21 protein-coding genes are annotated in these 23,788 nt (G+C 74.7%); 9 read left to right on the plus strand and 12 right to left on the minus strand.

What is annotated here, in order from left to right:
* Positions 1 to 2 precede the first annotated feature (2 nt).
* From ACJ6WD_RS10255 to ACJ6WD_RS10265, 3 genes are all read right to left on the minus strand, one after another.
* On the minus strand, positions 3 to 1,364 hold the full coding sequence (locus ACJ6WD_RS10255) for a nicotinate phosphoribosyltransferase (RefSeq protein WP_376440678.1): 1,362 nt from the start codon (positions 1,362 to 1,364) through the stop codon (positions 3 to 5).
* Between the two features lie 72 nt (positions 1,365 to 1,436).
* Positions 1,437 to 1,736, minus strand: a complete 300-nt coding sequence (locus ACJ6WD_RS10260; RefSeq protein WP_331246537.1) for a DUF1876 domain-containing protein — start codon at positions 1,734 to 1,736, stop codon at positions 1,437 to 1,439.
* Between the two features lie 151 nt (positions 1,737 to 1,887).
* The gene (locus ACJ6WD_RS10265; RefSeq protein WP_376440683.1) at positions 1,888 to 2,757 is read right to left on the minus strand and encodes a universal stress protein; all 870 of its coding nucleotides are present in this window, start codon (positions 2,755 to 2,757) and stop codon (positions 1,888 to 1,890) included.
* A 493-nt stretch (positions 2,758 to 3,250) separates the two neighbouring features.
* Between ACJ6WD_RS10265 and ACJ6WD_RS10270 the strand changes: the two genes are divergently transcribed.
* From ACJ6WD_RS10270 to ACJ6WD_RS10295, 6 genes are all read left to right on the plus strand, one after another.
* Positions 3,251 to 4,516: an alpha/beta fold hydrolase gene (locus tag ACJ6WD_RS10270; RefSeq protein ID WP_331246535.1), complete on the plus strand. Its 1,266-nt coding sequence runs from the start codon at positions 3,251 to 3,253 to the stop codon at positions 4,514 to 4,516.
* A 227-nt stretch (positions 4,517 to 4,743) separates the two neighbouring features.
* Positions 4,744 to 5,322 (plus strand): hypothetical protein, encoded by a 579-nt coding sequence (locus tag ACJ6WD_RS10275; RefSeq protein WP_407615609.1) that lies wholly within the window; start codon positions 4,744 to 4,746, stop codon positions 5,320 to 5,322.
* A gap of 125 nt (positions 5,323 to 5,447) precedes the next feature.
* Positions 5,448 to 6,920, plus strand: coding sequence for a glycerophosphodiester phosphodiesterase family protein (locus ACJ6WD_RS10280; RefSeq protein WP_407615610.1), 1,473 nt, complete (start codon positions 5,448 to 5,450; stop codon positions 6,918 to 6,920).
* Positions 6,890 to 7,066, plus strand: coding sequence for a hypothetical protein (locus ACJ6WD_RS10285; protein ID WP_233659013.1), 177 nt, complete (start codon positions 6,890 to 6,892; stop codon positions 7,064 to 7,066). The genes ACJ6WD_RS10280 and ACJ6WD_RS10285 overlap by 31 nt, the downstream gene beginning before the upstream one ends.
* 219 nt (positions 7,067 to 7,285) lie before the next feature.
* A complete protein-coding gene (locus ACJ6WD_RS10290; protein ID WP_407615611.1) occupies positions 7,286 to 8,452 on the plus strand; it encodes an exonuclease SbcCD subunit D in 1,167 nt (388 codons plus the stop codon).
* Positions 8,449 to 11,580, plus strand: coding sequence for an AAA family ATPase (locus ACJ6WD_RS10295; protein WP_407615612.1), 3,132 nt, complete (start codon positions 8,449 to 8,451; stop codon positions 11,578 to 11,580). The genes ACJ6WD_RS10290 and ACJ6WD_RS10295 overlap by 4 nt, the downstream gene beginning before the upstream one ends.
* Before the next feature lie 22 nt (positions 11,581 to 11,602).
* On the opposite strand, the gene ACJ6WD_RS10300 is transcribed toward ACJ6WD_RS10295, so the two are convergent.
* From ACJ6WD_RS10300 to ACJ6WD_RS10315, 4 genes are all read right to left on the minus strand, one after another.
* Positions 11,603 to 12,049 carry an Lrp/AsnC family transcriptional regulator gene (locus ACJ6WD_RS10300; protein ID WP_233659016.1) on the minus strand — a complete coding sequence of 149 codons (447 nt, stop codon included), beginning with the start codon at positions 12,047 to 12,049 and terminating at the stop codon, positions 11,603 to 11,605.
* Between the two features lie 170 nt (positions 12,050 to 12,219).
* Positions 12,220 to 13,914, minus strand: coding sequence for a DUF885 domain-containing protein (locus ACJ6WD_RS10305; protein ID WP_233659017.1), 1,695 nt, complete (start codon positions 13,912 to 13,914; stop codon positions 12,220 to 12,222).
* A 116-nt stretch (positions 13,915 to 14,030) separates the two neighbouring features.
* Positions 14,031 to 15,434 carry a GNAT family N-acetyltransferase gene (locus ACJ6WD_RS10310; RefSeq protein ID WP_407615613.1) on the minus strand — a complete coding sequence of 468 codons (1,404 nt, stop codon included), beginning with the start codon at positions 15,432 to 15,434 and terminating at the stop codon, positions 14,031 to 14,033.
* 83 nt (positions 15,435 to 15,517) lie between these two features.
* Entirely contained in the window at positions 15,518 to 17,107 is a 1,590-nt protein-coding gene (locus tag ACJ6WD_RS10315) for an alkaline phosphatase D family protein (RefSeq protein ID WP_407615614.1), read from the minus strand.
* 210 nt (positions 17,108 to 17,317) lie between these two features.
* On the opposite strand from ACJ6WD_RS10315, the gene ACJ6WD_RS10320 reads away from it, so the two are divergent.
* Positions 17,318 to 17,740 (plus strand): VOC family protein, encoded by a 423-nt coding sequence (locus ACJ6WD_RS10320; RefSeq protein WP_233659020.1) that lies wholly within the window; start codon positions 17,318 to 17,320, stop codon positions 17,738 to 17,740.
* Between the two features lie 53 nt (positions 17,741 to 17,793).
* On the opposite strand, the gene ACJ6WD_RS10325 is transcribed toward ACJ6WD_RS10320, so the two are convergent.
* Entirely contained in the window at positions 17,794 to 18,456 is a 663-nt protein-coding gene (locus ACJ6WD_RS10325; RefSeq protein WP_233659021.1) for an aspartate/glutamate racemase family protein, read from the minus strand.
* 212 nt (positions 18,457 to 18,668) lie between these two features.
* Between ACJ6WD_RS10325 and ACJ6WD_RS10330 the strand changes: the two genes are divergently transcribed.
* Complete coding sequence (locus tag ACJ6WD_RS10330; RefSeq protein WP_233659022.1) at positions 18,669 to 19,415, plus strand: GntR family transcriptional regulator; 747 nt, start codon at positions 18,669 to 18,671, stop codon at positions 19,413 to 19,415.
* Between the two features lie 87 nt (positions 19,416 to 19,502).
* Here ACJ6WD_RS10330 and ACJ6WD_RS10335 read toward each other — a convergent pair whose 3' ends face one another.
* Complete coding sequence (locus ACJ6WD_RS10335) at positions 19,503 to 20,660, minus strand: ROK family transcriptional regulator (RefSeq protein ID WP_407615615.1); 1,158 nt, start codon at positions 20,658 to 20,660, stop codon at positions 19,503 to 19,505.
* A 135-nt stretch (positions 20,661 to 20,795) separates the two neighbouring features.
* Here ACJ6WD_RS10335 and ACJ6WD_RS10340 point away from each other — a divergent pair, with 135 nt between their 5' ends.
* Positions 20,796 to 21,299 (plus strand): hypothetical protein, encoded by a 504-nt coding sequence (locus ACJ6WD_RS10340; protein ID WP_331246526.1) that lies wholly within the window; start codon positions 20,796 to 20,798, stop codon positions 21,297 to 21,299.
* A 64-nt stretch (positions 21,300 to 21,363) separates the two neighbouring features.
* Here the strand turns inward: ACJ6WD_RS10340 and mug are convergent, their stop codons facing one another.
* From mug to ACJ6WD_RS10355, 3 genes are all read right to left on the minus strand, one after another.
* A complete protein-coding gene (mug, locus tag ACJ6WD_RS10345; protein WP_233659025.1) occupies positions 21,364 to 21,912 on the minus strand; it encodes a G/U mismatch-specific DNA glycosylase in 549 nt (182 codons plus the stop codon).
* Positions 21,913 to 21,924: 12 nt separating this feature from the next.
* A complete protein-coding gene (gene purB, locus ACJ6WD_RS10350; RefSeq protein WP_038523846.1) occupies positions 21,925 to 23,358 on the minus strand; it encodes an adenylosuccinate lyase in 1,434 nt (477 codons plus the stop codon).
* 119 nt (positions 23,359 to 23,477) lie between these two features.
* Entirely contained in the window at positions 23,478 to 23,633 is a 156-nt protein-coding gene (locus tag ACJ6WD_RS10355) for a hypothetical protein (RefSeq protein WP_407615616.1), read from the minus strand.
* Between the last annotated feature and the right edge of the window lie 155 nt (positions 23,634 to 23,788).

Raw genomic sequence — 23,788 nt, forward strand, 5'->3', positions numbered from 1 at the left:
CCTCAGGCGAAGTGGTCGTACGGGGCCAGTACCGCCCGCTCGATCCGCCGCTGCACGAGCTGCGACAGGGCGGCCAGCGGCGCGGAGACCGACGGCCGCACCGCGACCGGCGCCCGGATGGCCCGGGCCGGCGCCGGCAGCTCCGCGAGGTCCGCCGTCAGCCGGGCCCGGGCGTCCGCCAGCGGGGTCCGCGGCGCACAGCGCAGCCCGTTGCGCATCAGCGTCTCCAGCAGCGGCACGCTGCCGACCGGCGCCGGCTCCTCGGCCAGCCCGATCACGTCGCGGCAGCCCGGGTGCCGGAACACCTGCTTGCGGCCCGGCGCGGTGGCCTTCGCCGTCGACAGCTTCATCACCGGCCGCCCGTCGTACACCACGAGCTTGTACGCCGAATCGAGGTACGGCGCGTCGGAGCTGACCCCGACCCGGGTGCCCACCGCGAACACGTCGATGGGCGCCCCGGCCCGCACCAGGTCGTCCACCGAGAACTCGTCCAGTCCGCCGCTGGCCACGATCCGCACGCCCGGCAGCTCCGCGCGGTCCAGCATCGCCCGGGCCCGCATCGCCAGTTCCGCCAGGTCACCGCTGTCCAGCCGGATCGCGGCCCCCTCGGTGCGCTGCAGGGCGTGCAGCACCCGGGCCGCCGCCGCCACCCCGGAATCGACGTCGTAGGTGTCCACCAGGAACGTCACCGGGCCCGGGTGGGCCCGCGCGAAGGCGCTGAACGCGGCCTCCTCGTCCTCGAACGCCTCGACGTAGGAGTGCGCCATGGTGCCGACCGCCGGCAGCCGCTCGGCGTGCGCCGCCGCCACGTTGCTGGTCCCCGCGAAACCGGCCATCGCCGCCAGCCGCGCGGTCCGCAGGCCCGCCTCCACCCCGTGCGCGCGGCGCAGCGAGAAGTCCACCACCGGCCGGCCGCGGGCCGCCAGGACGCAGCGCGTGCACTTGGCGGCGATCGCGGTCTGGTGGCTGAGCTGGTTCAGCACGTAGGACTCCACCAGCTGTGCCTGGGGCAGCGGCGCGGTGATCTCCAGCAGCGGTTCGCCGGCCAGCACCACCCGGCCCTCCGGCACCGCCCGGACCTCGCCGGCGAAGCGCAGCCCCAGCAGCGGTGCCAGGTCCGTGGTGGGCCGGTGCATCGCCTCCGCGAACACCTCCACGTCCTCGGGCCCGATCCGGAAGCGGGCGAGGAAGTCGAGCACCGCCTCCACCCCGGCGGCGACCAGGAACCCCCGGTCCGCGGGCAGCTCCCGGACGAAGCAGCTGAAGGTGGCCGGCCGGGTCATGCCCTCGCGCAGGTACGACAGGGCCATGGTCACTTCGTAGAGGTCGGTCGTGGTCGGACCGGCCGTCGTCGCATCCGGCATCGCCGGCTCCTTCCCGGGCCGGGTCGGCGGACCGGGGCCGTGCACGGCCCCGTGGCCCGGTCCGTGGCGGTCTCAGGCCGGCTCGTTCGTCCAGCCGTAGACGGTGCGCCGCTCGTGCCCCGGCGGCGCGGCGCCGACGCCCGCCAGGTCGTGGTCGGCCAGCCGGATCAGCTGCCCGGCGAGGTCCTTCATCGCCCGGCCGGCGGCCAGCTCGTCCCCGATCACCGGGACGTCCTGGTCCCCGGGACTGCACCGGGCCCGGCCGTGCCCGGTGAGCTCCTGGGTGCCGGTGTCCAGCTCCACCCGCGCCCGGGTCGTGCCGTCCTCCTCGACGAGGATCAGCCGGACCGGCCACTCCGTGGTCTTCGCCATGGCTCACCTCCGCGGTGTCCTCGGGGGCCGCGTGGGACCGCGCCACCGCACGCGCGTCGTCCGTGGGCCCTGCCACCCATTGTTCGGAGAAACCGACCGGGGCGCCTGTCCGTACCGGCCGGGGCGCCCGCCGCGGGTGGGTCCGGGGCGGCTACTCGTGCGGCACGATCGCGACCGGGCACGGCGCGTGGTGCACCGCGGCCTGGACCACGTGACCGATCTTGGGCGCCGGGAAGTGCAGCTTGTGCCGGCGGCCGACGACCAGCAGCGCGGCGTCCGCGGCGTCCCGCAGCACCGCCTGCGCCGGGCTCTCCTGCTCCACCCGCGCGTCCAGCCGGACGTCGGGGAACTTCTCCCGCCACGGCAGCAGCGCGGCGGCCAGCTCCTGCCGGGCGTCCGCGGCCGCCTGCTGCGCGGCGACCGGCTCGACCCCGCCGCCCCGGTTGTACGCGTACGAGGGCAGGTGCCGGCCGTGCACGATCCGCAGCGGCGCGCCCCGCCGGGCGGCGCTCTCGAACGCGAACGCCAACAGCGCCTCGCACGGCTCGTGCAGGCTCAGCCCGGCGGTCACCGGTGCGTCCGGCGCCGGTGCCGCGGCGCCCGGCCGGGCCCGGACGAGGACCGTGGGGGTGCGGGTGTGCGCCACCACCTGGAGCCCGATCTCGCCCATCACGTACCGCGCCAGCGTCCCCAGGTCCCGCGAGCCCAGGACCAGCAGCGTCGAGCGGTCGGCCGCCTCCTTGAGGGCGGCCAGCGGGTCGTCGGCGACCAGGGCCTCATCGACCGGCAGGTCCGGGTGACGATCCCGGACGGCCTCCCGGGCGTCGCCGATGATCCGGTGCGGCCAGTAGTTCTGGTCGTCCGCCTCGGCCGGCCCGGGCTCCGGTTCGGGCGCCAGCAGCACCCAGGCGTGCAGCAGCCGCAGCCGGGCCCGCCGCAGCTCCGCCTCGCGCGCCGCCCACACCACGGCGGCCGTCGCCTCGGGCGTCCCGTCGACGCCCACGGTGATCACGTCCTGCATGACCTCACCTCGCTCCCGGCCGGCTCGCCGCCGGACACCGCGGCCGGCGGTGCGCCGCACTTCCAGTCTCCGTCGGACCGGCCGCCGCGGCCCGGGCGGCGCGGGGCGGGGCGGCGGCGCACGGCCTCCCGGCGGGGAGCGGGAACCCGTACGCGGCCCGCGCACGCGGACCGGAGGGCACGCCGACGGCCCGTCCCGCGGACGACGGGAACGCGCACCGCTCAGCGGCTGCCGGCATCCCAACTCCCTCGGCCCGCTCCCTGGTTGGCCGGCACACCCGCGGCGCGCCCCGCCCTGACGCCGTACGCTGATGAGCCGCTCGGCCACGGGGACGGCACCAAGGCAACTCCGCGGCCCGGGCACGTCACCGCGCGCGACCCCGACCGGCACACCGCGACCCGCACGCCCCTCGCGGCACCGGTGCACGGCCGCCGCACCCGCCACCACCACCGCACCACCACGCCCCGACGGCCCGCTCCCACGGAAAGCAGCCATGAACCCCGCGTACGCCACCGCCGACCACGTCTTCACGGTCCCGCTCGACCACACCGCGCCCGACGGCGAAACCCTCCGGGTCTTCGCCCGCGAGGTCGTCGACCCGTCCCGCGCCCACGAGGACCTGCCCTGGTTGCTGTACCTCCAGGGCGGCCCGGGCGGCAAGTCTCCCCGCCCGTACCGCACCTCGCCCGGCTGGTTGGCGCACGCCCTGAAGACGCACCGCGTCCTCCTCCTCGACCAGCGTGGCACCGGCCGGTCCACGCCCCTGACCGCCCGGGCCGCCGCCCGCTTCCCCGACCCGGCCCGACTCGCCGCCCACCTCGCGCACTTCCGGGCGGACGCGATCGTCGCCGACGCCGAACTGATCCGCCGCGCACTGTGCGGCGGACAGCCCTGGGAGACCCTCGGCCAGAGCTACGGCGGCTTCGTCACCCTGACCTACCTCTCCCGCGCCCCCGAAGGGCTCCGGGCGTGCTACGTCGCCGGCGGACTGCCGGGCCTGGCCGCCACCGCGGACGACGTCTACGCACGGACCTTCCCCCGGGTCCGCGACCGGGTGCACGCCTACTACGCCCGCTACCCGGACGACGCCCACCGCCTCCGCCGGGTGGCCGACCTCCTCGCCGCCCATGACATCCGGCTGCCCGACGGGGACCGGCTCACCGTCCGCCGGCTGCGCACCCTCGGCATCGTCCTCGGCACCGGGGACGGCTTCGAGCGCCTGCACTGGCTCCTCGACGAAGCGCTGGACGACGACGGCGAGTTGACCGACACCTTCCGCCACCAGGTGACGGCCCTCACCGGCTTCACCGACAACCCGCTCTACGCCGTCCTCCAGGAATCCGTCTACGGCCAGGGCGCCGGGCCCACCGGCTGGGCGGCGGCCCGCACCCACGCCGCCCTCCCGGAATTCACCGAGGACGCCGACCCGCTGCTGCTCACCGGCGAGATGATCTACCCCTGGATGTTCGCGGACGTCCACGGCCTGCGGCCCTTCGCGGACGCCGCCGACCTGCTCGCCCGGCGCACCGACTGGCCCGCGCTGTACGACCCCGACCGCCTGGCCGCCAACACCGTCCCGCTCGCCGCCGCCGTCTACCACGACGACATGTACGTGGACGCCGGCCTGTCCCTGGACACCGCCGGGAAGATCGGCGGCGCCCGGGTCTGGGTCACCAACGAGTGGGAGCACGACGGCCTCGCCGCCTCCGGCGACCGGGTCCTGTCCCGACTGATGGACCTGGCCGCGGGACGCACCTGATCCCGGTAGGCAGGGGGCGGCGGCGGGGTGCGATGCGCCCTGTAGGCGTCCGCTTTGACTTCCCTTGACAAGTTGTTGAACCGTAGGCCAGCATGCACGAAATGTGCGCGCCAGGGCGTTACGGGTCGCGGTGGGGGGAATCAGCGGTTCGACCGTGACGTGCGCCCAACCACAGCATGCCCGAACCCTTTTGGTGCGCGGCATGCCTGAATGGTGGGGGGTTGCGCATGAGATCGCAGGTCAAGTTAAGACGGCCGGTTACCGTGGCGTCGGCGGCATCAGCCGCGGTAACCGTTTGGCACGGCGGGCCATTGGCCGGCACCGCACAGGCCGCCGATGAGGACCTCGGGTCCCTCGTAGAGGAACATGCGTACCCGGATCGAGACGAGCTGTTGGCCGAAAACGGGCTGAAGCTACTCTCCGGAGACGCCGACATCACGCTGACCGACTGCACCGCAGACAACGACCTGGTGCAGATACGAAGCCGCCGCGTTCGCGCTACCGACACCACCGCCGTTGCTCGCTCCAGCGGCGTCGACGCCGCGCGGGCCGGCGGGTGCACGGGGCCGACCGGTGTGTACGACGACGCCGCCGAGACGAGCCAGCAGTTCGTCGACGGCAAGGCCCGAACAGTCGCCGCCTCCACCACACCGTGGCAGGCCCCCGGCGCCCTCCAGATCGGCCGCCTGTTCCACAAAGGCGCCTGGCAGGAACACTTCGCCGGGACCATCGACGGCCTCCGCCTTCGGGGTCGGACCGTCGGGGCCGAGAACATCGCCAACGAAGGCTTCCGCGTCAAGAAGTAGCGGCTGACGCACCGCATCCCTCTTCGGGTTCTGCTGTGGCCTGCTCTGTCGGTGCAGACCCCGATCCTCACCAGCGCGAGAACATTTTTCTGCGCGCTTTCACGTGCATTCAATGAGGATTTGAAATGAAAATGCCGAGCAGGGTCAAGCTGTCGTTGATTTCGATATCGGCGCTGTCAGTGACCCTCTGGACACTCACGTCCTGTGGCATGGTCGGACCTTCGACTGACGCGCAAGCCCTCGACGTCGATCTCCCCCCGATGGTCGAGAAGGCGAATTTCCCCCTGGATGAGACTGCGGGGACGGGACGTGTGTCGGGTGGTGCAACAGGAGGGGCTGTTGCCGAGCTGGCCGGCGGTGCCGAACTGGGAGCTGCCGGCAAATTCAACACGGCCCTGAAGCTCAACGGTACCTCTGCCTACGCGGCGACCGCAGGACCCGTGGTGGACACCACCACATCCTTCTCCGTATCCGTATGGGTAAAGCTCGACAACAAGGCCCGCAGCCACACGTTCCTGTCGCAGGCCGGTGATCGTGCCAGCGGATTCCAGCTCTCCTACTCCAAAGACCTCGACACGTGGGTGTTCAACCGCCATGCCAGCGACACCGATGCCACCGCCGTCGCCCGCTCCAGCAGCGCCGAAGCCGCGCAGGTGGGTGTGTGGACGGAGCTGACCGGTGTGTACGACGACACCGCCGAGACGATCCAACTGTTCGTCAACGGCAAGGCCCAGACGCCCGCTGCCTTCACCACGCCGTGGCAGGCCCGAGGCGGCCTTCAGATCGGCCGCCTCCGCTACCGAGGAATCTGGCAGGAACACTTTTCGGGAACCATCGACAACATCCGCATCTCTGACCGGAGTTCTCCTTTCGACTGCCCCCGGAGTTCCGTCGTCGGACACCGTGGCGCGCCGAAACTCGCCCCGGAAAACACGCTTGCCTCACTCCAGAAGGCGATCGACCGCGGGGCGGACTGGATCGAGACCGATGTCCAGTTCACCAAGGACGGACAGCCCGTCATCATGCACGACGCGACCGTGGACCGGATGACCAACGGCAAGGGCCGCATCGACCAACTCAGTGCAGAAGAGATCGCCAGGCTCACCGTCAAGGGTGGGGGACGCGTGCCCACCCTGGAAGAAGTGCTGACGCTGCTCAAGGGCAGGTCGACCCGTCTCCTGCTGGAAATCAAGGGAACCCAGACCCCGGCGTCCGTCGACCACGCACTCAGACTGGTCTCCGAAGCCGGACTGACCCGGCGCACGATGGCCCAGTCATTCGACGAAGACGTGGTGCGCCACGCCGGAGCCTCCCGGTACAGGACCAAGATCGCATTGCTGCGGGACAACCTCGATGCGGACCCCGTGGCCACCGCCCGGAAGTTCTCACTCAGCGCGTATGCCGTGAGCTTCAAGGGGCTCTCCGTCTCGCCGGCAGCGGTCGACCGGCTCCAGTCCGCCGGAATCGAAGTCTTCGTATGGACGGTCGACCGCGACAGCGATTGGCGAGCCGCCACGACGTGGGGCGTCGACGGCATCATCACCAACCGCGCGGATCAACTCATCCCATGGCGGAACACCCTGTGCACCACCAAGTAAGCCTCGACAACAGCCACTTCGACCATGGTCCGCCAGCCGTTGCGACCGGCGGCGCGGTGGTCGCGGTGGCTTCGGTCGCGGCGCTCCGCAGCGTCCGCGCCGCCGCCTTCGACCACCGGATCGAGGCGCGCACCCGGCGCCGGTAGCGGATCACCGGACGGACCCTTCCACCGGCTCCCCTTTCCGGGGCCGACGCCCATGACCGGGCCCTGGCCCCGGAAAGGGGAGGCGCGAGGTGGTCGAGTGCGTCGGCGCCGGGATGCTCGCCCCGCACCACGTGCCCCGTGGTGACTCGTAGACTCGTGCTGACCCGGTGCTGGGGTGAAGCCGTTGGAGAGGGAGAACATGCAGGTCGGAGCGATGTCGTGAGATTTCTGCACACCTCCGACTGGCACCTCGGCCGGTCCTTTCACCGCGTGAACCTGCTCGCCGCCCAGCGGACGTTCCTCGACCACCTCGTCGAGACCGTCCGCACCCGGGACGTCGACGCGGTGCTGGTCGCCGGCGACGTCTACGACCGGGCGGTGCCCCCGCTGGCCGCCGTCGAGCTCTTCGACGAGGCCCTGCACCGGTTGGCCGAGCTGGACGTGCCCACCGTGATGATCTCCGGGAACCACGACTCCGCGCGCCGGCTCGGCGTCGGCTCCGGGCTGATGCGGCGGGCCGGCATCCACCTGCACACCGACCCGGCCGCCTGCGACACCCCCGTCCTCCTGGAGGACACGCACGGGCCGGTCGCCTTCTACGGGCTGCCCTACCTCGAACCGGCGATGGTGCGCGCCACCCTGGGGGCCGCGCGCGCCGATCACGCCGCGGTGCTCGGCGCGGCCATGGACCGGGTCCGCGCGGACCTCGCCACCCGGCCCGCCGGTACCCGCTCGGTGGTGCTGGCGCACGCCTTCGTCACCGGCGGGACCCCCAGCGACAGCGAGCGGGACATCACCGTCGGCGGTGCCGCCTCCGTGCCCGCCACGGTCTTCGCCGGCGTCGACTACGCGGCCCTCGGCCATCTGCACGGCTGCCAGACCCTCACCGAGCGGGTCCGCTACTCGGGCTCTCCGCTGGCGTACTCCTTCTCCGAGGCCACCCACCGCAAGTCGTCCTGGCTGGTCGACCTCGACGCGGACGGCGCGGTGCGGGCCGAGCGGGTGGACTGCCCGGTGCCGCGCCCGCTGGCCCGGATCCGGGGCCCGCTCGCGCACCTGCTCGACGACCCCGAGCTGGCCCGGCACGAGGACTCCTGGATCGAGGCCACGCTCACCGACGGCTCCCGCCCGGCCGAGCCGATGGCCCGGCTCAGCAAGCGCTTCCCGCACACCCTCAGCCTGGTCTTCGACCCGGACGAGGCCCCGGACCGTCCCTCGGCCTCGTACGCCCAGCGGCTGCGCGGCCGCAGCGACCAGGAGATCGCCGAGGACTTCGTCGCGCACGTCCGCTCCGGCCGCGCTGCCGACGACGCCGAGCGGGCCGAACTGCGCTCGGCCCTCGACGAGGTGCGGATCACCGACCTGGCCGCGGAGGTGGCGCCATGAGACTGCACCGTCTGACCGTGACCGCGTTCGGCCCGTTCGCCGGCAGCCACACCGTCGACTTCGACCGGTTGGCGCGAGACGGCCTGTTCCTGCTGCACGGCCCGACCGGGGCCGGCAAGACCTCCGTCCTGGACGCGGTCTGCTTCGCGCTCTACGGGTCGGTGCCCGGTGCGCGGCAGAGCGGCCAGGCGCTCCGCAGCGACCTCGCGGACCCGCAGGTTCCCACCGAGGTCGTCCTCGAACTCACCGTCGCCGGGCGCCGGTTGGAAATCACCCGACTTCCGGAGCAGCCCCGCCCCAAGAAGCGCGGGACCGGGACGACGAAGGAGAAGCCGCAGAGCCGGCTGCGGGAGTTCGCCCCCGCCGCTGACGGCGACCCGGCCGGCGGTGCGTGGCGCGCGCTCAGCCGCTCCCACCAGGAGATCGGCGAGGAGGTCGGGCAGCTGCTCGGGATGAGCAAGGAGCAGTTCTGCCAGGTGGTGCTGTTGCCGCAGGGCGACTTCGCGCGTTTCCTGCGGGCCGACGCGGAGGCCCGGGCCCGACTCCTCGGCCGGCTCTTCGACACCCGGCGGTTCGCCGCGTTGGAGGACCAGCTCACCACCCGCCGCCGGTCCGCCGCCGACCGGGTCGCGGCCGGCGACGAGCGGCTGCTCGCGCTGGCCCACCGGATCGCGCAGGCCGCCGGGGACCTCCCGGACCTGGCCGACCCGTCCGTTCCCGCACCGGCCGTCCGGGCCGCGGTGCCCGCCCAGGCCGGCCCCACCGGCCGCGCCGCCCGGGCCGCCGCCCCGGCCCGCCCCGCCGACGGGGCCGCCGACGCCGCCCCCGGTCCCGGCGAGCCCGGTTTCGCCGACGCGGTGCTGTCCCGGGCCGCCGTCGCCCGGGTCGCCGCCCGCGAACGCCTGACGGGCGCCCGAGCCGCCGTGGCCGCGGCGGAAACGGCCGAGCGCGCGGCGGCCGGGCACCTGGAGGAGGTCCGCGAGCAGGACCGTCGGCAACGCCGGCACGCCGACGCCCAGTCGCGCGCCGACCGGCTCGCCGCCGCCGGCGACGAACGCGACCGGACCCGTGCGCGGCTGACGCGGGCCGCGGCCGCCGCCGAGGTCGCGCCCGCCCTCGCCCTCCGCGATGCGGCCCGGCGCGAACTGACCGCCGCCCAGGACGCCGAACGACACCACCGTGCCCCGCTGCCGCCCTCTCTCGCGGACGCCGACGGCGCTCAACTCGCCGCGCAGGAGCGGGAGGTGCGGACCACGCTCGGCTCCCTCGCGGCGGCCCGGCGCACCGAACGGCGGGCCGCCGACCTCACCCGGGAACGCGCCGACCTCGACCGGGAGGCCCGCGCCGACGAGCAGACGCTGCTGGACGCCACGGAGTGGCTGGCCGACTGGGACACCGCCCGCGCCGCCCACCAGCGCCGTATCGACGCCGCCCAGGAAGCCGCCCAGCGCGCCGAACAGCTCGCCGCACAGCGCGAGTCGGCCACCGAACGGCTCGCCGCCGCCCGCCGCCGCGACCGGCTCGCCACCGAACTCGCCACCGCCGAACGGCAGGTGCTGGCCGCCCGGGAGCGCGCGGCCACCGCCCGCGAACACTGGCTCGACCTCAAGGACCGGCGGCTGCGCGGCATCGCCGCCGAACTCGCCGCCAGTCTGACGGACGGTCAAGCCTGCGCGGTGTGCGGGTCGGTCAGCCACCCGGAGCCGGCCCGCCCCGGCGCCGGCCACGTCGACCGGGCGGCCGAGGAGGCCGCGCAGGCCGACCACCGTCGCGCCGAGGACGCCCGCCAGCAGGCCGAGGACCGCCGCCAGGCCGTCAAGGAGGCCCGGGCCGCCGCCACCGCCGCGGCCGGCGACACCCCCACCGCCGAACTCGCCGAGCAGGTCGAGCGCGTGACACAGGAGACGGCCCGCGCGCACGCCGCCGGCGCCCACCTGCACGCCGCCCGCGAGGCGCTGGCCCGCGCCGAGCGCGAGTACGAGCGCCGCCGCGACGACCAGCAGCGGGCCGAGCGCCGGGCCGCCGCCCGCACCTCCCACCGCGAGGCCCTGGACCGCGAACGGGCCGCGCTCGACGCCGAACTCGCCGACGCCCGCGCCGACTGCGCCAGCGTCGCCGACCGGGCGGCCCGACTGGAGCGGCAGGTCACCCTGCTCGCCGCCGCCGCCGAGGCGTCCCGCACCGCCGCGGCCTGCGCCGCACGCCTGACGGAGGCCGACGCCGGGCTCACCGCCGCCGCCCACCGCGCCGGCTTCGCCACCCCGCGGGACGCCGTCGACGCGCTGCTCCCCGACGTCGAACGGCGTGCCCTGCAACAGCGTCAGGACGCCTGGCAGGCCGAGGCCGCCGCCGTCGCCGCGGAACTCGACCACCCCGAACTCCGCGCCGCCGCGGCCCTCCCGGCCGCCGACCCGGACGCCGCCCGCGCCGCCCACCAGGCCGCTGCCGCCCGCCTGCGCACGGCCACCACGGCCCTCGCGGCCGCCCGGGACCGCTGCGCCGCCCTCGACCGGCTCTCCGCGGACGCCGCGGCCGACGCCCGCGAACTGGCCCCGCTGCGCGCCGCCTACGACCGGATCGCCCGCCTCGCCACGCTCACCGCCGGCACCTCCGCCGAGAACGCCCGCCGGATGCGGTTGGAGTCCTACGTGCTCGCCGCCCGCCTGGAACAGGTCGCGGCCGCCGCCACCGCCCGGCTGCACCGGATGTCCGCCGGCCGCTACACCCTGGTCCACTCCGACGAACGCGCCGGCGGCGCCCGCCGCTCCGGCCTCGGCCTGCACGTCGTCGACGCCTGGACCGGGCAGGAACGGGACACCGCCAGCCTCTCCGGCGGCGAGACGTTCTTCGCCTCGCTCGCCCTGGCGCTCGGCCTCGCCGACGTCGTCACCGACGAGGCGGGCGGCACCCCACTGGACACCCTCTTCATCGACGAGGGCTTCGGCAGCCTCGACGAGCAGACCCTCGACGAGGTCCTCGACGTCCTCGACGGCCTGCGCGAACGCGACCGCAGCGTCGGCATCGTCAGCCACGTCGCCGACCTCAAGACCCGCATCCCCGCCCAACTGGAGGTCGTCAAGGACCGCGCCGGATCCAGCGTCCGGCACCGGGTACCGGCCGGGGGCTGACCGCCCGGCCCGTCGTACGGCGTCAGGTGCTGACCGGGCGCCGGGGGAGCGGGGAGGAGTACACCACGCTGGTGGCGACCTCGCCCAGGGCGCCGATCCGGCCCGACACCTCCTCCAGGTGCTTCATCGACCGGGCCGCGACCTTGAGGAAGAGGGCGTTCTCGCCCGTGACGTGGTGCGCCTCCAGGATCTCCGGGGTGTCCGCGAGCAGGTCCCGGAACGGCTGGCCGGTCCCGCCGGTCTGCCGCAGCCGGACGAACGCCAGCACCGGCAGCCCGACCCGCTCCGGGTCGATCACCGCCGCGTACCCGGAGATCACTCCGGACTCCTCCAGGCGCCGCACCCGCGCGGCCACCGTGCTCGGCGAGAGGTTCACCGACCGCGCCAGCTCGGCGTTGCCCACCCGCCCGTCGTGCTGGAGGACATCGAGGATGCGCCGGTCGGCGTCATCGGGGGAGTATCCGGTCATCCCCGCTGTCTAGCAGGGGGAACGCCGGCGGAGCAAGGGCCCGGGGGTTCCGGCTTGTGCCGGCCGAGCGCCGGGGCGGCCGCCGGGACCGGCCCCCGCGGCCGGCGGCGCGCGCCGGCCGCGGCGTCCCGGGTCCGCCGCCGGGGCGGGGCGGGCCCGGGACGCTGCCGTCAGAGCGCCGAGAGCTCCGTCAGCAGGTCGTCCAGGCCGAGCGAGCCCTGGGACAGCGCCGCCATGTGCCACGCCTTCAGGTCGAAGTCCGCGCCGTGCCGGGCCCGGGCCGCGTCCCGGCCCTGCAACCACACGCGCTCGCCCAGCTTGTAGCCGATCGCCTGGCCGGGGATGCCCTGGTAGCGGATGATCTCGCTCTCGACGAAGTCGGCCGGGCGGCTGCTGTGCTGCGCGAAGAACGCGTGCGCCAGCTGCGGCGTCCAGCGCTCGCCCGGGTGGAACGGGGAGTCGGCCGGGATCTCCAGCTCCAGGTGCATGCCGATGTCGATGATGACGCGGACCGCCCGCATCATCTGGGCGTCCAGGTAGCCCAGCCGCCGCTCCGCGCTGGACAGGAAGCCCAGCTCGTCCATGAGGCGCTCGGCGTACAGCGCCCAGCCCTCGACGTTGGCGCTGACCATGCCCACGGTCGTCTGGTAGCGCGAGAGCCGGTCGGCGACGTGCACCCACTGCGCCAGCTGGAGGTGATGACCGGGCACTCCCTCGTGGTACCAGGTGGACACCAGGTCGTACGCCGGGAAGCGGGTCGCGCCCATCGTGGGCAGCCAGGTCCGGCCGGGCCGGGCGAAGTCCAGCGACGGCTGGGTGTAGTACGGCGCCGCGGCGCTGCCCGGCGGGGCGATCTTGGACTCCACCCGGCGGATCCGCTCGGCGAGGTCGAAGTGGGTGCCGTCCAGGGTGTCGATGGCCTCGTCCATCAGCGACTGGAGCCACTGCCGGGTCTCCTCGACGCCCTCGACGGCCTCGCCGTGCTCGTCGCACCAGGCCAGCGCCTCCCACGGCGTCTTGGCGCCGGGCAGCACCTTCTCGGCCTCGGCCTCCATCTCGGCGAGCAGCCGGTGGAACTCGGACCAGCCGTACGCGTACGCCTCCTCCGGGTCGAGGTCGGCACCGTTGTAGTAGCGCGCGAGCCGGGCGTACCGCTCGCGGCCCACCACGTCCGGTGCGCCCTCGACCGCCGGTGCGTAGACGTCCCGGAGCCAGTCGCGCAGCTCCCCCAGGGCGCCGGTGGCGACGGCGGCCGCCTCGTCCAACTCGGCGCGCAGCGAGGCCGGTCCGGGGGCGGTAAAGTCGGCGAACCAGCTGCGGTCGGTGCCGATCCACTCGCCCAGCTGCCCGATGACGGTGGCGACCTGGAGCGGGCCGCCGGGGAGCTGCCGGTCCAGGCCGGCCTGGAGGGCGGCGCGGTAGCCGGTCAGCGCGCCCGGTACGGCGCGCAGCCGCTGGGCGAGGGCGGACCAGTCGTCCTCGGTGTCGGCCGGGGTGAGGGTGAAGGCTTCCCGGACGGCGTGCAGCGGCGAGCCGATGTTGCTCACCGCGCGCAGGCCCTCGCCGGCCTCGTGCACCGCGAGCTCCGCGGTCAGCCGTTCGCGCAGCAGCCGGGCGCAGACCTGCTCGGCGGGGCTGTCCGCGCCCGGCCGGGCCTCGGCCTCGGTCAGCTGCTCCAGGGTCGTGCGGGCGAGCTGCGCCACCGCTTCCTGGCCTGTGGGGGAGAGGTCGGGGAGCTTGCCGGAGCTCTCGGCGACGCCGAGGAACGTGCCGGTGATCGGGTCCAGTTCGACGAGGGCGTCGACGTAGGCGTCGGCGACCTGGCGGGGCAGCGGACCGCCCGCGGGAGTAGTGGTGTTGGACATGCGGGCCATCCTCGTACGGATGGGGCCGCCGCGTCACCATCATTCCGACGGACGTTACTGTCGCGTCCGGTGCCCGGCGCCGCGCTTCGGGCACCGGCGCCGGGCGGGGCGGGCCCTCAGCCGTGCCGGGAGCCGTCCCGGAGGCGGAGCGCCGTGCGGTCCTCGCGGTGGGCCGGCACGCCCGACGGGCGCGCCGTGATCACCAGGGTGCCCTCCTCGATCTGGTAGTCGAGCGGCAGCCCCAGGCCGCGCATCGCCGTCACCATGCCGGTGTTGGACGCCTGGGTGATGGCGTAGACGCTCTCGCAGCCGGTCTCGGCGGCCATCGCGACCAGTCGCCGCAGCAACTCCGCGCCGATGCCGCGCTGCTGCCAGGCGTCCTCGACCAGCAGCGCCACCTCGGTCTCGTCGCCGTCCCACAGCAGGTGGCCCAGGGCCACCAGCCGCCCGGAGGCGGTCTCCACCGCCAGGGTGCGGCCGAAGCGCGGGCTGAGCAGGTGCCCGAGGTAGCGGTCGGCGTCCCCGACCGGGCCGTGGTAGCGCTGCGCCAACGTCCGCGCCGAGCAGCGCTCGTGCATCGCGCGGGCGGCGGCCAGGTCGTCGGTGCCGGCGCGGCGGACGGTGATCGCGTTGCCCTCGGGCAGCGTGAGCACCTCGCGCCGCGGTGGGACGCGCTGGCCGAGCCGGGTGTCCAGCTCGACCAGTGCGCGCACCCGGGCGAACTCGGTGGGGGTGAACGGCAACTGCGGCCTTTCGATGGTGAGCGAGCCCCCGGACGGGTCCCGGAACGTCATGGTGTGCTCCTCCAGCACGCCCTCGGCGGGCACCTCGTCGGCCAGCGGCTGGCCGGTCAGCGACCGTGCGGGCACCGAGTGGATGGTGCAGCGACCCAGCAACTGCCGCAGTGCGAGCGGGAGTTCGGCGGAGTCGAGGGCGGTGCGGGTGGCCAGGCCCAGCATCCGGGTCGGCGCGTCGACCAGGTCGTGGGCGTCGGCCCGCTCCAGCCAGCTGTGCGCGCCGCCCGCGCCGGCGACCGCGCGGGTCAGCTCCGCGGGCGCCAGGCCGGCCGGCGCGCGCAGCAGGAACTCGTCGACGGTCCCCTCGGACAGCGGGTGGGTCTGGAGGCTGAGGATGTCGACGCCCAGCGCGGACAGTGCCGTGCACAGCGCGGCGAGGCTGCCCGGCTCGTCCCGGACCGTGGTCCGCATCCGCCACAGCGCGCTCTGGCGGGCCCCCGTCCCGGGGGTCGTGGCGGCGGGCGGCGCGGCGGTATCGGGAGCCGGGGTGTCCGTCGGTGGTGGCGCGTGTCCGTGCCGACGTGCCCACCAGACGTGGAAGCCCGTGGTGGCCAGCAGGGCGACCGCGGCGGCGCACAGCAGCACGGGCCCCGACGGGCCGTGGGCGACGGTGTTGGCCGCGGCGTCGGCCACCGCCACGGCGGTGAACAGGGCGGCGAGCTCGACGACGTCCCGGCGCCAGGAGTGGTGCCGGGCCGAACGGGCGGAGGTGGCTTCAGTCATGCGGCCAGCCTCGCCGACCGGTGTTGCCTGGTCGCCAACACCTTGTGTCGCACGGGTAAAAGACACAATCGACGCATTGGCCTCTACTGTCCTACCCGTCCCGGTTGTAGCGTTTTCGTAAACAAGACCTCTCCGCCCTCCTGGCGCAGCCGCACCGTCAGCTCCCCGCTTCCCCCGTCGATGTCGACCTCGCCGAAGTACTGCGGGCTCTCCGCCGGGGAGACGTTCGCACGGTCCGGTGCCTTGACGAACGGCTGCTCCGGCCCGAAGGTTCCGTCCAACTTCACCGCCGGGAAGCCGCCCGCGTTCAGCGGCCCGGACACGAACTCCCAAAACGGTGCGAAGTCCTTGAATGCCGCCCGCTCCGGCGCGTAGTGCTGCGCCGAGGTGTAGTGCACGTCCGCCGTCAGCCAGAGCGTGCCGGTGATGCGCTGGTGCTTGACGTGCCGCAGCAACTCCGCGATCTGCAGCTCCCGCCCCAGGGGCGCGCCCGGGTCGCCCTGCGCCACCGCCTCGAAGTTCGCCGGGCCGTCCGTGACGACGAGCCCCAGCGGCAGGTCCGAGGCGATCACCTTCCACACCGCACGCGAACGCGACAACTCCCGCTTGAGCCAGCGTAGTTGCTCGGCACCCAGGATGCCCTGCGGGTCGTCGGTCTGCCGGTCGGGGGAGTTGGCGTCGCGGTAGCGGCGCATGTCCAGCACGAAGACGTCCAGCAGCGGACCGTGCCGCAGGACGCGGTACACCCGGCCGCCGGCGTCCGGGCGCAGCGTGCGGATCGGGAAGTACTCGCCGAACGCGCGCAGCGCCCGCCCGGCGAGCACGTCGGCGTCCTTGACGCGGTACCGGTCGTCGTCCAGCAATTGGCCCGGGTACCAGTTGTTGTGCACCTCGTGGTCGTCCCACTGGGTGATGGTCGGCACCTGGGCGTTGAACCGGCGCAGGTTCTCGTCCAGCAGGTTGTAGCGGAACGCGCCGCGGAACTCCGCCAGCGTCTCGGCGACCTTGGCCTTCTCCTCGGTCGTGACGTTCCGCCAGATCCGGCCGTCCGGCAGCGTGACCCGCTCCGGGATCGGGTTGTCGGCGTAGATGTTGTCGCCGCTGCACAGGAAGAAGTCCGGGTTCCGGCGCCGCATGTCCTCGTAGACGCGGTAGCCGCCGTGCTCGGGGTTGATGCCCCAGCCCTGCCCGGCCAGGTCCCCCGACCACAGGAAACGGACGTCCGCCCGGCGGTGGACGGGCGCGGTGCGGAACGTCCCGGCCACCGGCTCGCCGGTGCGCTCCGGATGGTCGGCGTCGGCCAGCAGCACCCGGTAGTGGACCTGCTCCCCGGCCGGCAGGCCGTGCAGCGCCGTCACCCCGGTGAAGTCCGTGCCCGGCCCGAGCAACGGCCCGTGCCAGGTGCGGGCGTTGCGGAACGACTCGGTGGCCGAGGTCTGCACCACCATCCGGGCCGGCCGGTCGGACCGCGCCCACACCAGGCCGGACGACGCGGTCACGTCACCGACCTGCACGCCCCAGTCGGCGCGCGGCCGTCCGCCGTGCACCAGCGCCGGCGCTGCCGCCGCCGGCGCGAGCCCGACCGTCGCGGGCAGCGCCAGTGCCGCGGACCCCGCCGCCGCGCCCTGCAGGAGTGCCCGCCGCCCGAAGCCGCCGCCGGAACCCTGCGCCATCTCGCACCTCCGTGATGCGTCCGATCTCGTCACGTCCCGTTGGTATCGCCACCCGATGCCGACCGGGCGAACTCCCGGTGAACACGCGGCGGCCGGGTCGCGGACCGCGACCAGAGTCGCAGGACCGATGACCGATCGCCAGGAACCGGCCCGGACGTCTACGGTTCGATGACGCGCCGCCGTCGGCGGCCCCCACGGAAGGCCACACCGATGCCGGCCCTCGGCTCCGCACACCTCCGCCTCGCCCGCCCGACCCGCGACCTGGTCGCCGCCGGCCGCTTCTGGCGCGACGGGCTGGGCCTGCGCGAACTGCACCGCCACACCTCGCAGGCGGGTGAGCACTCCCTCCTGATGCTGGGGTGGCCGGACGCCGCCTGGCACCTGGAACTGACCCACGACCCGTCGGGCGCGCTCCACCCGACGCCCACGCCGGACGACCTGCTCGTCGTCTACGTGGGCGGACCGGTCCCCGAGGACCTCGTCGCGCGCCTCGAACGCTGCGGCGGTACCCGCGTCGCCGCCCACAACCCCTACTGGGACGCCTGGGGCGTCACCGTCGAGGACCCCGACGGCTACCGACTGGTCCTGTCCACCCGCGACTGGAACAACGCCGAAGCGCTCGCCGCACGCTGAACACCACTGCCGCACAAGACGTATGACGTAGCGTCAGACCAGACGGGCTGAAGTCACCGGCCCGCCAGCACGGCCGCCGCCCGCAGGCCGCTTCGCGGGCTCGCCAGCACCGGCACGCCCGCCCCCGGATGCCCCTCGTCGACGAGCCGTTCCACGGCGGGCGCCATCGACGCCTGCGCCAGCACGAGGGCGTCGATCCCGCCGGCGGCCCGCTCCCGCCGCACCGCGGCGACGACCGCCGCCAGACTGCCTTCCCGGTCGCCGTTCTGAAAGCGCTCCCAGGCGTCCGGCACGAGCACGGTGCGGACCGCGGCCGGGCGCCCGGCCCGCCGGGCCTCGTCGGCGATCAACTCCGTGGTGGGCGCCAGGGTGCTCTCCACGGTGGCGAGGACCGCGAGGCGCGGACCGGCGGCGACGGCCTCGGCGGCCATCGGCCGGTCCACCCGCAGCACCGGCACGCCGGCCGCCGCCCCGGCCGCCTCGGCCACGTCGCCCAGCGTCGAGCAGGTGCACAGCACCGCCCGCGCCCCGTCCCGCGCCAGCGCGCCGACCGCCTCCGCGACCTCCTCCGCGACCCCGTCCGGGCCCGACTCCCGGGCCGCGGCCAGGAGTTCCGGCCGCACCCGGTGCCGCAGGGGCAGCCCGGGGGCATCGGCGTCCCGCAGCGCGTCGAAGACGGGAACGTGGACCGGCGAGGTGTGCAACAGACCGAGCATGACCAGGAGGCTAGCGGCCGGTCGGCGGCGGGCGCCGGTCGGGCGGCGCCGCGGTGGCGGCCGAAAACCGGTACGGGATTGGTCTTGACCAAGGGTGGGGTCGGTCATATCGTCGGGATACTGCAACAACCTTTAATAAAGAAGCGCTCATTATTAGGGCCCGCTCGCGGGCCGCACATCACCGGGCCCGACCGGGGCCCGCTGCCTTGGGGGTGGGGACCACGCAGCTCGAAACGGCTCCGGAGCCCAAGTACTGGCATCTCAAGACAGTGCTCAGCGACGCGTTGGACACCGAGTTCGCGGTTGGCGAGATCCTGCCCAACGAACGGGACCTGGCGGCCCGGTTCGGCGTCGCCCGCGCCACGCTCCGCCAGGCGCTCGAACAGCTCGAACTCGAAGGCAGACTGCACCGCCGGCGCGGCGTCGGCACCACCGTCGCCCCGCCCCGGCTCGGCGTCGCGGTCGATCCCGCGCGCCACACCTGGCCCGGCGCCGCCGGCGACGACTGGCAGCCGGTCGCCGCCAGCGAGACCGACGAGGCGCCCGCCGCGGTGGCCCGCCTGCTGGAGTCCGCACCCGGCGAGACGGTCCACGTGGTCCGCCGCAGCCGCGTCTCGGCCGGCCAACCGGTCGCCGCCGAACTCCTCTACGTCCGGACCGCCACGGTCCCCGACTGCGTCGACGCGGCGGCCCTCGCCCCGGACGCGCACGCCCGCGCCGTGCTCCGCGCCCTCCAGGCCCTCGACCTGGACGGCCAGGACCGCACCGTCGAACTGGGCTCGGCCCGCGCCGAGGACGCCAAGCAACTGGACCGCCTGCCCGGCTCGCCCGTGCTCGTCGTCACCACCCGCTACGTCTCCCGGGGCCGGACCGCGGCCGTCGCGGTCTCCACCTACCGCGCCGACACCTGCCGGCTCACCTTCGGGGAGCGCACCGGGGAGCCGGTGCTCGCCGGCTGACGACCGCAGCCCCACGGACGGGCCCGCACCGGAACGCTCCCGGTGCGGGCCCGTGCGCGTCGGCCCGTCCGACGCGGGACGGGCCGTTCACCGCCGCCCCGCCAACGTCCCGTCCACCGCGAAGAGTTCGTTCTCCACGTGGTCCAGGGCCAGCCGCAGCGCACCGGTGGCGATCGCGGCCGGGCCCAGCTGCGACAGCACCACCTGCGGCGGGCGCAGGCAGTAGCGCGCCAACTCCCGGCGCAGCGGCGGGAGGACGCCCGCCAGCCCGGACGCCCAGCCGCCGATCACCACCAACTCCGGATCGAGCGCCAGCACCAGCGCGGCGACGTCGTGCACCAGCCGCCGGATGAAGCGGTCCACCGCCTCCCGCGCCTCGGCGTCCCCGTCCCGGGCGGCCGCGAACACCGCCGCCACCTGCGCCTCGTCCAGCGGGTGCAGCGGTTCCCCGGTCGTCGACAGCAGCGCCTCCGGCGTGGCCTCGCGCCCCAGCAGGTGCAGGGCGCCGATCTCGCCGGCCGCACCGCCGAAGCCGCGGTGCAGCCGTCCGCCGATCAACGCCCCGGCCCCCGGGCTCAACCCGGCCAGGACGAACACCACGTCGCCGGAACCGGTCGCCGCGCCCTGCCAGTGCTCCGCCACCGCCGCGGCGTTGGCGTCGTTCTCCACCAGCACCGGACAGCGGAACGAGCGCCGCAGCCGGTCGCCCAGCGGCAGTCCGGTCCAGCCGGGCAGCGCGGTGCTCAGCCGCACGGTGCCGTCCGCCTCCACGATGCCCGGACCGGCCGCGCCCACCGCCCGCAGCGAACTGCGGGCCACGCCGGTGCGGCGCAGCAGGTCGGCCACCACCGCGCGGACCCGTTCCAGCCGTTCGTCGGCCGGTGCGCTCTCCGACACGGCACGGTGCGCCGAGTCCAGCACCCGTCCGTCGAGGTCGGCGAGGAGCACCGCGACCCGGTGCGACCCGATCTCGATGCCCAGCAGGTGCCCGGCCTCGGTGCGGAAGCGGAACCTGCGGGCCGGCCGCCCCTGGCGCCGGGCCTCGCCCTCCTCGGCGGGGGCCTCGGCCACCAGGCCGGTTTCGATGAGCCCCTCGACCACGCCCTCGACGGTCGGCCGGGACAGGCCCGTCACCTGGACGAGGTCGGTGAGCGTGGGGGAGTCCGCGGCGCGCAGCGCGTGCAGCACCACCGCGGAGTTGATCCGTCGCAGCAGGGAGGGGTCCCCGCCGGTGAGCCGACCCAACGTCCGTCTCCTCGCCTCGCCTGTCTGGCGGATCGTAGCCGGTCAGTGGGTGTGCGGCGAGCCCCGTCGGGCCCGTGGCGGCGGTGCGGACCGCGCGCCCGGCCAATTGTCAGACCCCGGCGGTTTACTGACGGCATGACGAACGAACCGCGCCGCGCCGCGCCCGTCGCACGGCCCGGACCCGAGCCGCCCGGCGGACCGCCCGCCGCGCTCACCACGCTCGACGCCTTATGCGCCCGCCCCTTCCCCGAGCAGCGCGAGCACACCGCGGTCGGTACCAGCGGACCGGGCTTCCACCTCGTACGGCTGTGGGCCGGCGGCCCGCTGTGGGACGCGGATCCGGCGGACGCCGCGGCGGCCCGCGAGCGGTGCGTGGACGAACTCGCCGCGCTGGTCGCGGTGGTGTCCCTGCGCTGGGGCCGCCCGGTCGTCCACGATCTGGCGGACGCGCTGGAGCGCACCGCGCGGGGACTGCCCGTCCCGCCGCCGCTGGACGCGCTGTGCGGGCTGGTGCCGCGGGTGTACGCATGGACGGCCGGCGACCGCTGGGTCGCGGTCGGGGCCGGGCCGTTGGAGCCCGGGCAGCCGTGCCAGGTGCTGGCGGCCGTGGCACCGGGGCCACCGCCCGGAGCCGGCTAGCCGGCGCGGCGACGGACGCCCGCCGACGGGTCCGCACGCGCCGACGCGCACCGCCCGCCGTCCGTCAGGAGTCGGTGAACGCCGCGGTGCGCAGCCGGCCGTACTCCTCGGCCATGGTGGCCAGCGTCCAATGGGCGTTCAGGCCACTGGGGTTGGGCAGTGCCCAGATGCGGGTGGTGCCCAGGGTGCGTTCCTGCGGGCCGATCACCGCGTGCTTGTCGTCGAAGGCGACGCGGTAGGCCGTGACGCCGGCGACCGCGAGCCAATGGGGCCGCAGCCGGGCGACCCGCTCGGCCAGCAGCCGGCCGCCCTCGCGGTACTCCGCCGCGCTGAGCTCGTCGGCCCGCGCGGTCGGCCGGGCCACGACGTTGGTGATGCCCAGCCCGTGGTCGAGCAGTTCGCCCTGCTCGTCGGGGCGGAGCTGCCGGGGGGTGAAGCCGGCGGCGTGCAGTACGGGCCAGAAGCGGTTGCCGGGCCGGGCGAAGTGGTGTCCGGTGGCGGCCGTCATCAACCCGGGGTTGATCCCGCAGAAGAGCACCCGCAGCCCGCTCGCGACCACGTCCGGGACGACGCGGTCACGAGCGGCCTGCAACTCCTCGGGGGTGAAGCGCACGTCGGCCCCGGGTCAGAGGATCGCGCCGGGGGCGTAGGCGGCGGCCTCGGGGTGCTGCTTGGCGATCTCGCCGATCCGGGCGACCACCGACGCGACCTGGTCGGCCGCCGCGCCGGTGAAGGACAGCTTGTCCGCCATCAGGGCCTGGAGCTGGTCCTTGTCCAGCGGGATGCGGTGGTCCGCGGCCAGCTTGTCCAGCAGTTCGTTGCGCTCCGCGCCCTGCTCGCGCATGGCCAGCGCCGAGGCGACCGCGTTCTCCTTGATCGCCTCGTGGGCCTCCTCGCGGCCCACTCCGGCGCGCACCGCGCCCATCAGGACCTTGGTCGTGGCGAGGAACGGCAGGTAGCGGTCGAGCTCGCGGGCGACCACGGCAGGGAAGGCACCGAACTCGTCGAGCACCGTCAGGAAGGTCTCCAGCAGGCCGTCCAGCGCGAAGAAGGCGTCCGGCAGCGCCACCCGGCGGACCACCGAGCAGGACACGTCGCCCTCGTTCCACTGGTCGCCGGCCAGCTCGCCGGTCATCGAGGCGTAGCCGCGCAGGATCACCATCAGGCCGTTGACGCGCTCGCAGGAGCGGGTGTTCATCTTGTGCGGCATCGCCGACGAGCCGACCTGACCGGGCTTGAAGCCCTCGGTGACCAGCTCGTGCCCGGCCATCAGCCGGATCGTCTTCGCCAGCGACGAGGGCGCGGCGGCCAGCTGCACCAGCGACGTCACGACCTCGTAGTCCAGCGAGCGCGGGTAGACCTGGCCGACGGAGGTGAACGCCTGCCCGAAGCCGAGGTGGGCGGCGATCCGCTGCTCCAGTTCGGCGAGCTTGCCGGCGTCCCCGCCGAGCAGGTCGAGCATGTCCTGGGCGGTGCCGACGGGGCCCTTGATGCCGCGCAGCGGGTAGCGGGAGAGCAGCTCCTCGACCCGGGCGAAGGCGACCAGCAGCTCGTCGGCGGCGGTCGCGAAGCGCTTGCCGAGCGTGGTGGCCTGCGCGGCGACGTTGTGCGAGCGGCCGGCCATGACCAGCTCGGACTGCTGTGCGGCCAGCGCGCCCAGGCGCGTCAGCACGGCGACCGCGCGGTCGCGCACCAGCTCCAGCGACAGCCGGACCTGGAGCTGCTCGACGTTCTCGGTCAGGTCGCGGGAGGTCATGCCCTTGTGGATCTGCTCGTGCCCGGCCAGGGCGTTGAACTCCTCGATCCGGGCCTTGACGTCGTGCCGGGTGACCTTCTCCCGCTCGGCGATCGAGGCCAGGTCGACGGTGTCCAGCACCCGCTCGTAGTCGTCCAGCGCCTGCTCGGGGACGGCCACCCCCAGGTCCTTCTGGGCGCGCAGCACCGCGAGCCACAGCTTCCGCTCCAGCTTGACCTTGTACTCGGGGGACCACAGCACGGCCAGCTCCGCGGAGGCGTAGCGGCCGGCCAGGACATTGGGGATGCGAGGCTTCGCAGACACAGCAGTCACGTGGCCAGAGTCTACTGGCGCTTTGCGCAGGCCAGAGCCCCGGTCCCGGCTGTGCTTTCCTACAGCCCCCGGGCCCCTCGCGGGCACGTGCTCCCGGGCCGCCGGCGCCGTCAGTCCGCGTCGTCCTCCGCCGTGCGCTCGCCCTCCGCCTGGGACGGCTGGGTGCGCATCGTCGCGGGGTGGCGCGGCTCGGACGGGTCCCGGTCCTCGTCCAGCCGCTCGCCCTCGGCCTGCGACGGAGTCGTGTATTCGTCGTACTGGCTCATGGCCGCCTCCGTCCGAGCGGAACGTATGCCGACAGAACGAGCGTAACGCCGGGACCGGCGGGCGGCCCGGCCGTGCCCGAGCCGCCGGCCCCCGAACCCCGGTACCCGCCGTCCGCCGCATGCCCTAGCCTGCAACGCCGGGCACCGGGCGCGGC

Source organism: Streptomyces sp. VTCC 41912 (genome assembly GCF_045799175.1).
GTDB lineage: Bacteria > Actinomycetota > Actinomycetes > Streptomycetales > Streptomycetaceae > Streptomyces > Streptomyces albulus_C.

Excerpts from the sequence above, each read along its gene's own strand:
- ACJ6WD_RS10280 (WP_407615610.1), top strand. The coding sequence starts at position 5,448 with ATGAAAATGCCGAGCAGGGTCAAGCTGTCGTTGATTTCGATATCGGCG.
- ACJ6WD_RS10255 (WP_376440678.1), bottom strand. The coding sequence starts at position 1,364 with ATGCCGGATGCGACGACGGCCGGTCCGACCACGACCGACCTCTACGAA.
- ACJ6WD_RS10260 (WP_331246537.1), bottom strand. The coding sequence starts at position 1,736 with ATGGCGAAGACCACGGAGTGGCCGGTCCGGCTGATCCTCGTCGAGGAG.
- ACJ6WD_RS10265 (WP_376440683.1), bottom strand. The coding sequence starts at position 2,757 with ATGCAGGACGTGATCACCGTGGGCGTCGACGGGACGCCCGAGGCGACG.
- ACJ6WD_RS10315 (WP_407615614.1), bottom strand. The coding sequence starts at position 17,107 with ATGGCGCAGGGTTCCGGCGGCGGCTTCGGGCGGCGGGCACTCCTGCAG.
- ACJ6WD_RS10325 (WP_233659021.1), bottom strand. The coding sequence starts at position 18,456 with ATGCTCGGTCTGTTGCACACCTCGCCGGTCCACGTTCCCGTCTTCGAC.
- ACJ6WD_RS10355 (WP_407615616.1), bottom strand. The coding sequence starts at position 23,633 with ATGAGCCAGTACGACGAATACACGACTCCGTCGCAGGCCGAGGGCGAG.
- ACJ6WD_RS10270 (WP_331246535.1), top strand. The coding sequence starts at position 3,251 with ATGAACCCCGCGTACGCCACCGCCGACCACGTCTTCACGGTCCCGCTC.
- ACJ6WD_RS10300 (WP_233659016.1), bottom strand. The coding sequence starts at position 12,049 with ATGACCGGATACTCCCCCGATGACGCCGACCGGCGCATCCTCGATGTC.
- ACJ6WD_RS10275 (WP_407615609.1), top strand. The coding sequence starts at position 4,744 with ATGAGATCGCAGGTCAAGTTAAGACGGCCGGTTACCGTGGCGTCGGCG.
- ACJ6WD_RS10285 (WP_233659013.1), top strand. The coding sequence starts at position 6,890 with ATGGCGGAACACCCTGTGCACCACCAAGTAAGCCTCGACAACAGCCAC.
- ACJ6WD_RS10295 (WP_407615612.1), top strand. The coding sequence starts at position 8,449 with ATGAGACTGCACCGTCTGACCGTGACCGCGTTCGGCCCGTTCGCCGGC.
- ACJ6WD_RS10320 (WP_233659020.1), top strand. The coding sequence starts at position 17,318 with ATGCCGGCCCTCGGCTCCGCACACCTCCGCCTCGCCCGCCCGACCCGC.
- ACJ6WD_RS10310 (WP_407615613.1), bottom strand. The coding sequence starts at position 15,434 with ATGACTGAAGCCACCTCCGCCCGTTCGGCCCGGCACCACTCCTGGCGC.
- ACJ6WD_RS10305 (WP_233659017.1), bottom strand. The coding sequence starts at position 13,914 with ATGTCCAACACCACTACTCCCGCGGGCGGTCCGCTGCCCCGCCAGGTC.
- ACJ6WD_RS10340 (WP_331246526.1), top strand. The coding sequence starts at position 20,796 with ATGACGAACGAACCGCGCCGCGCCGCGCCCGTCGCACGGCCCGGACCC.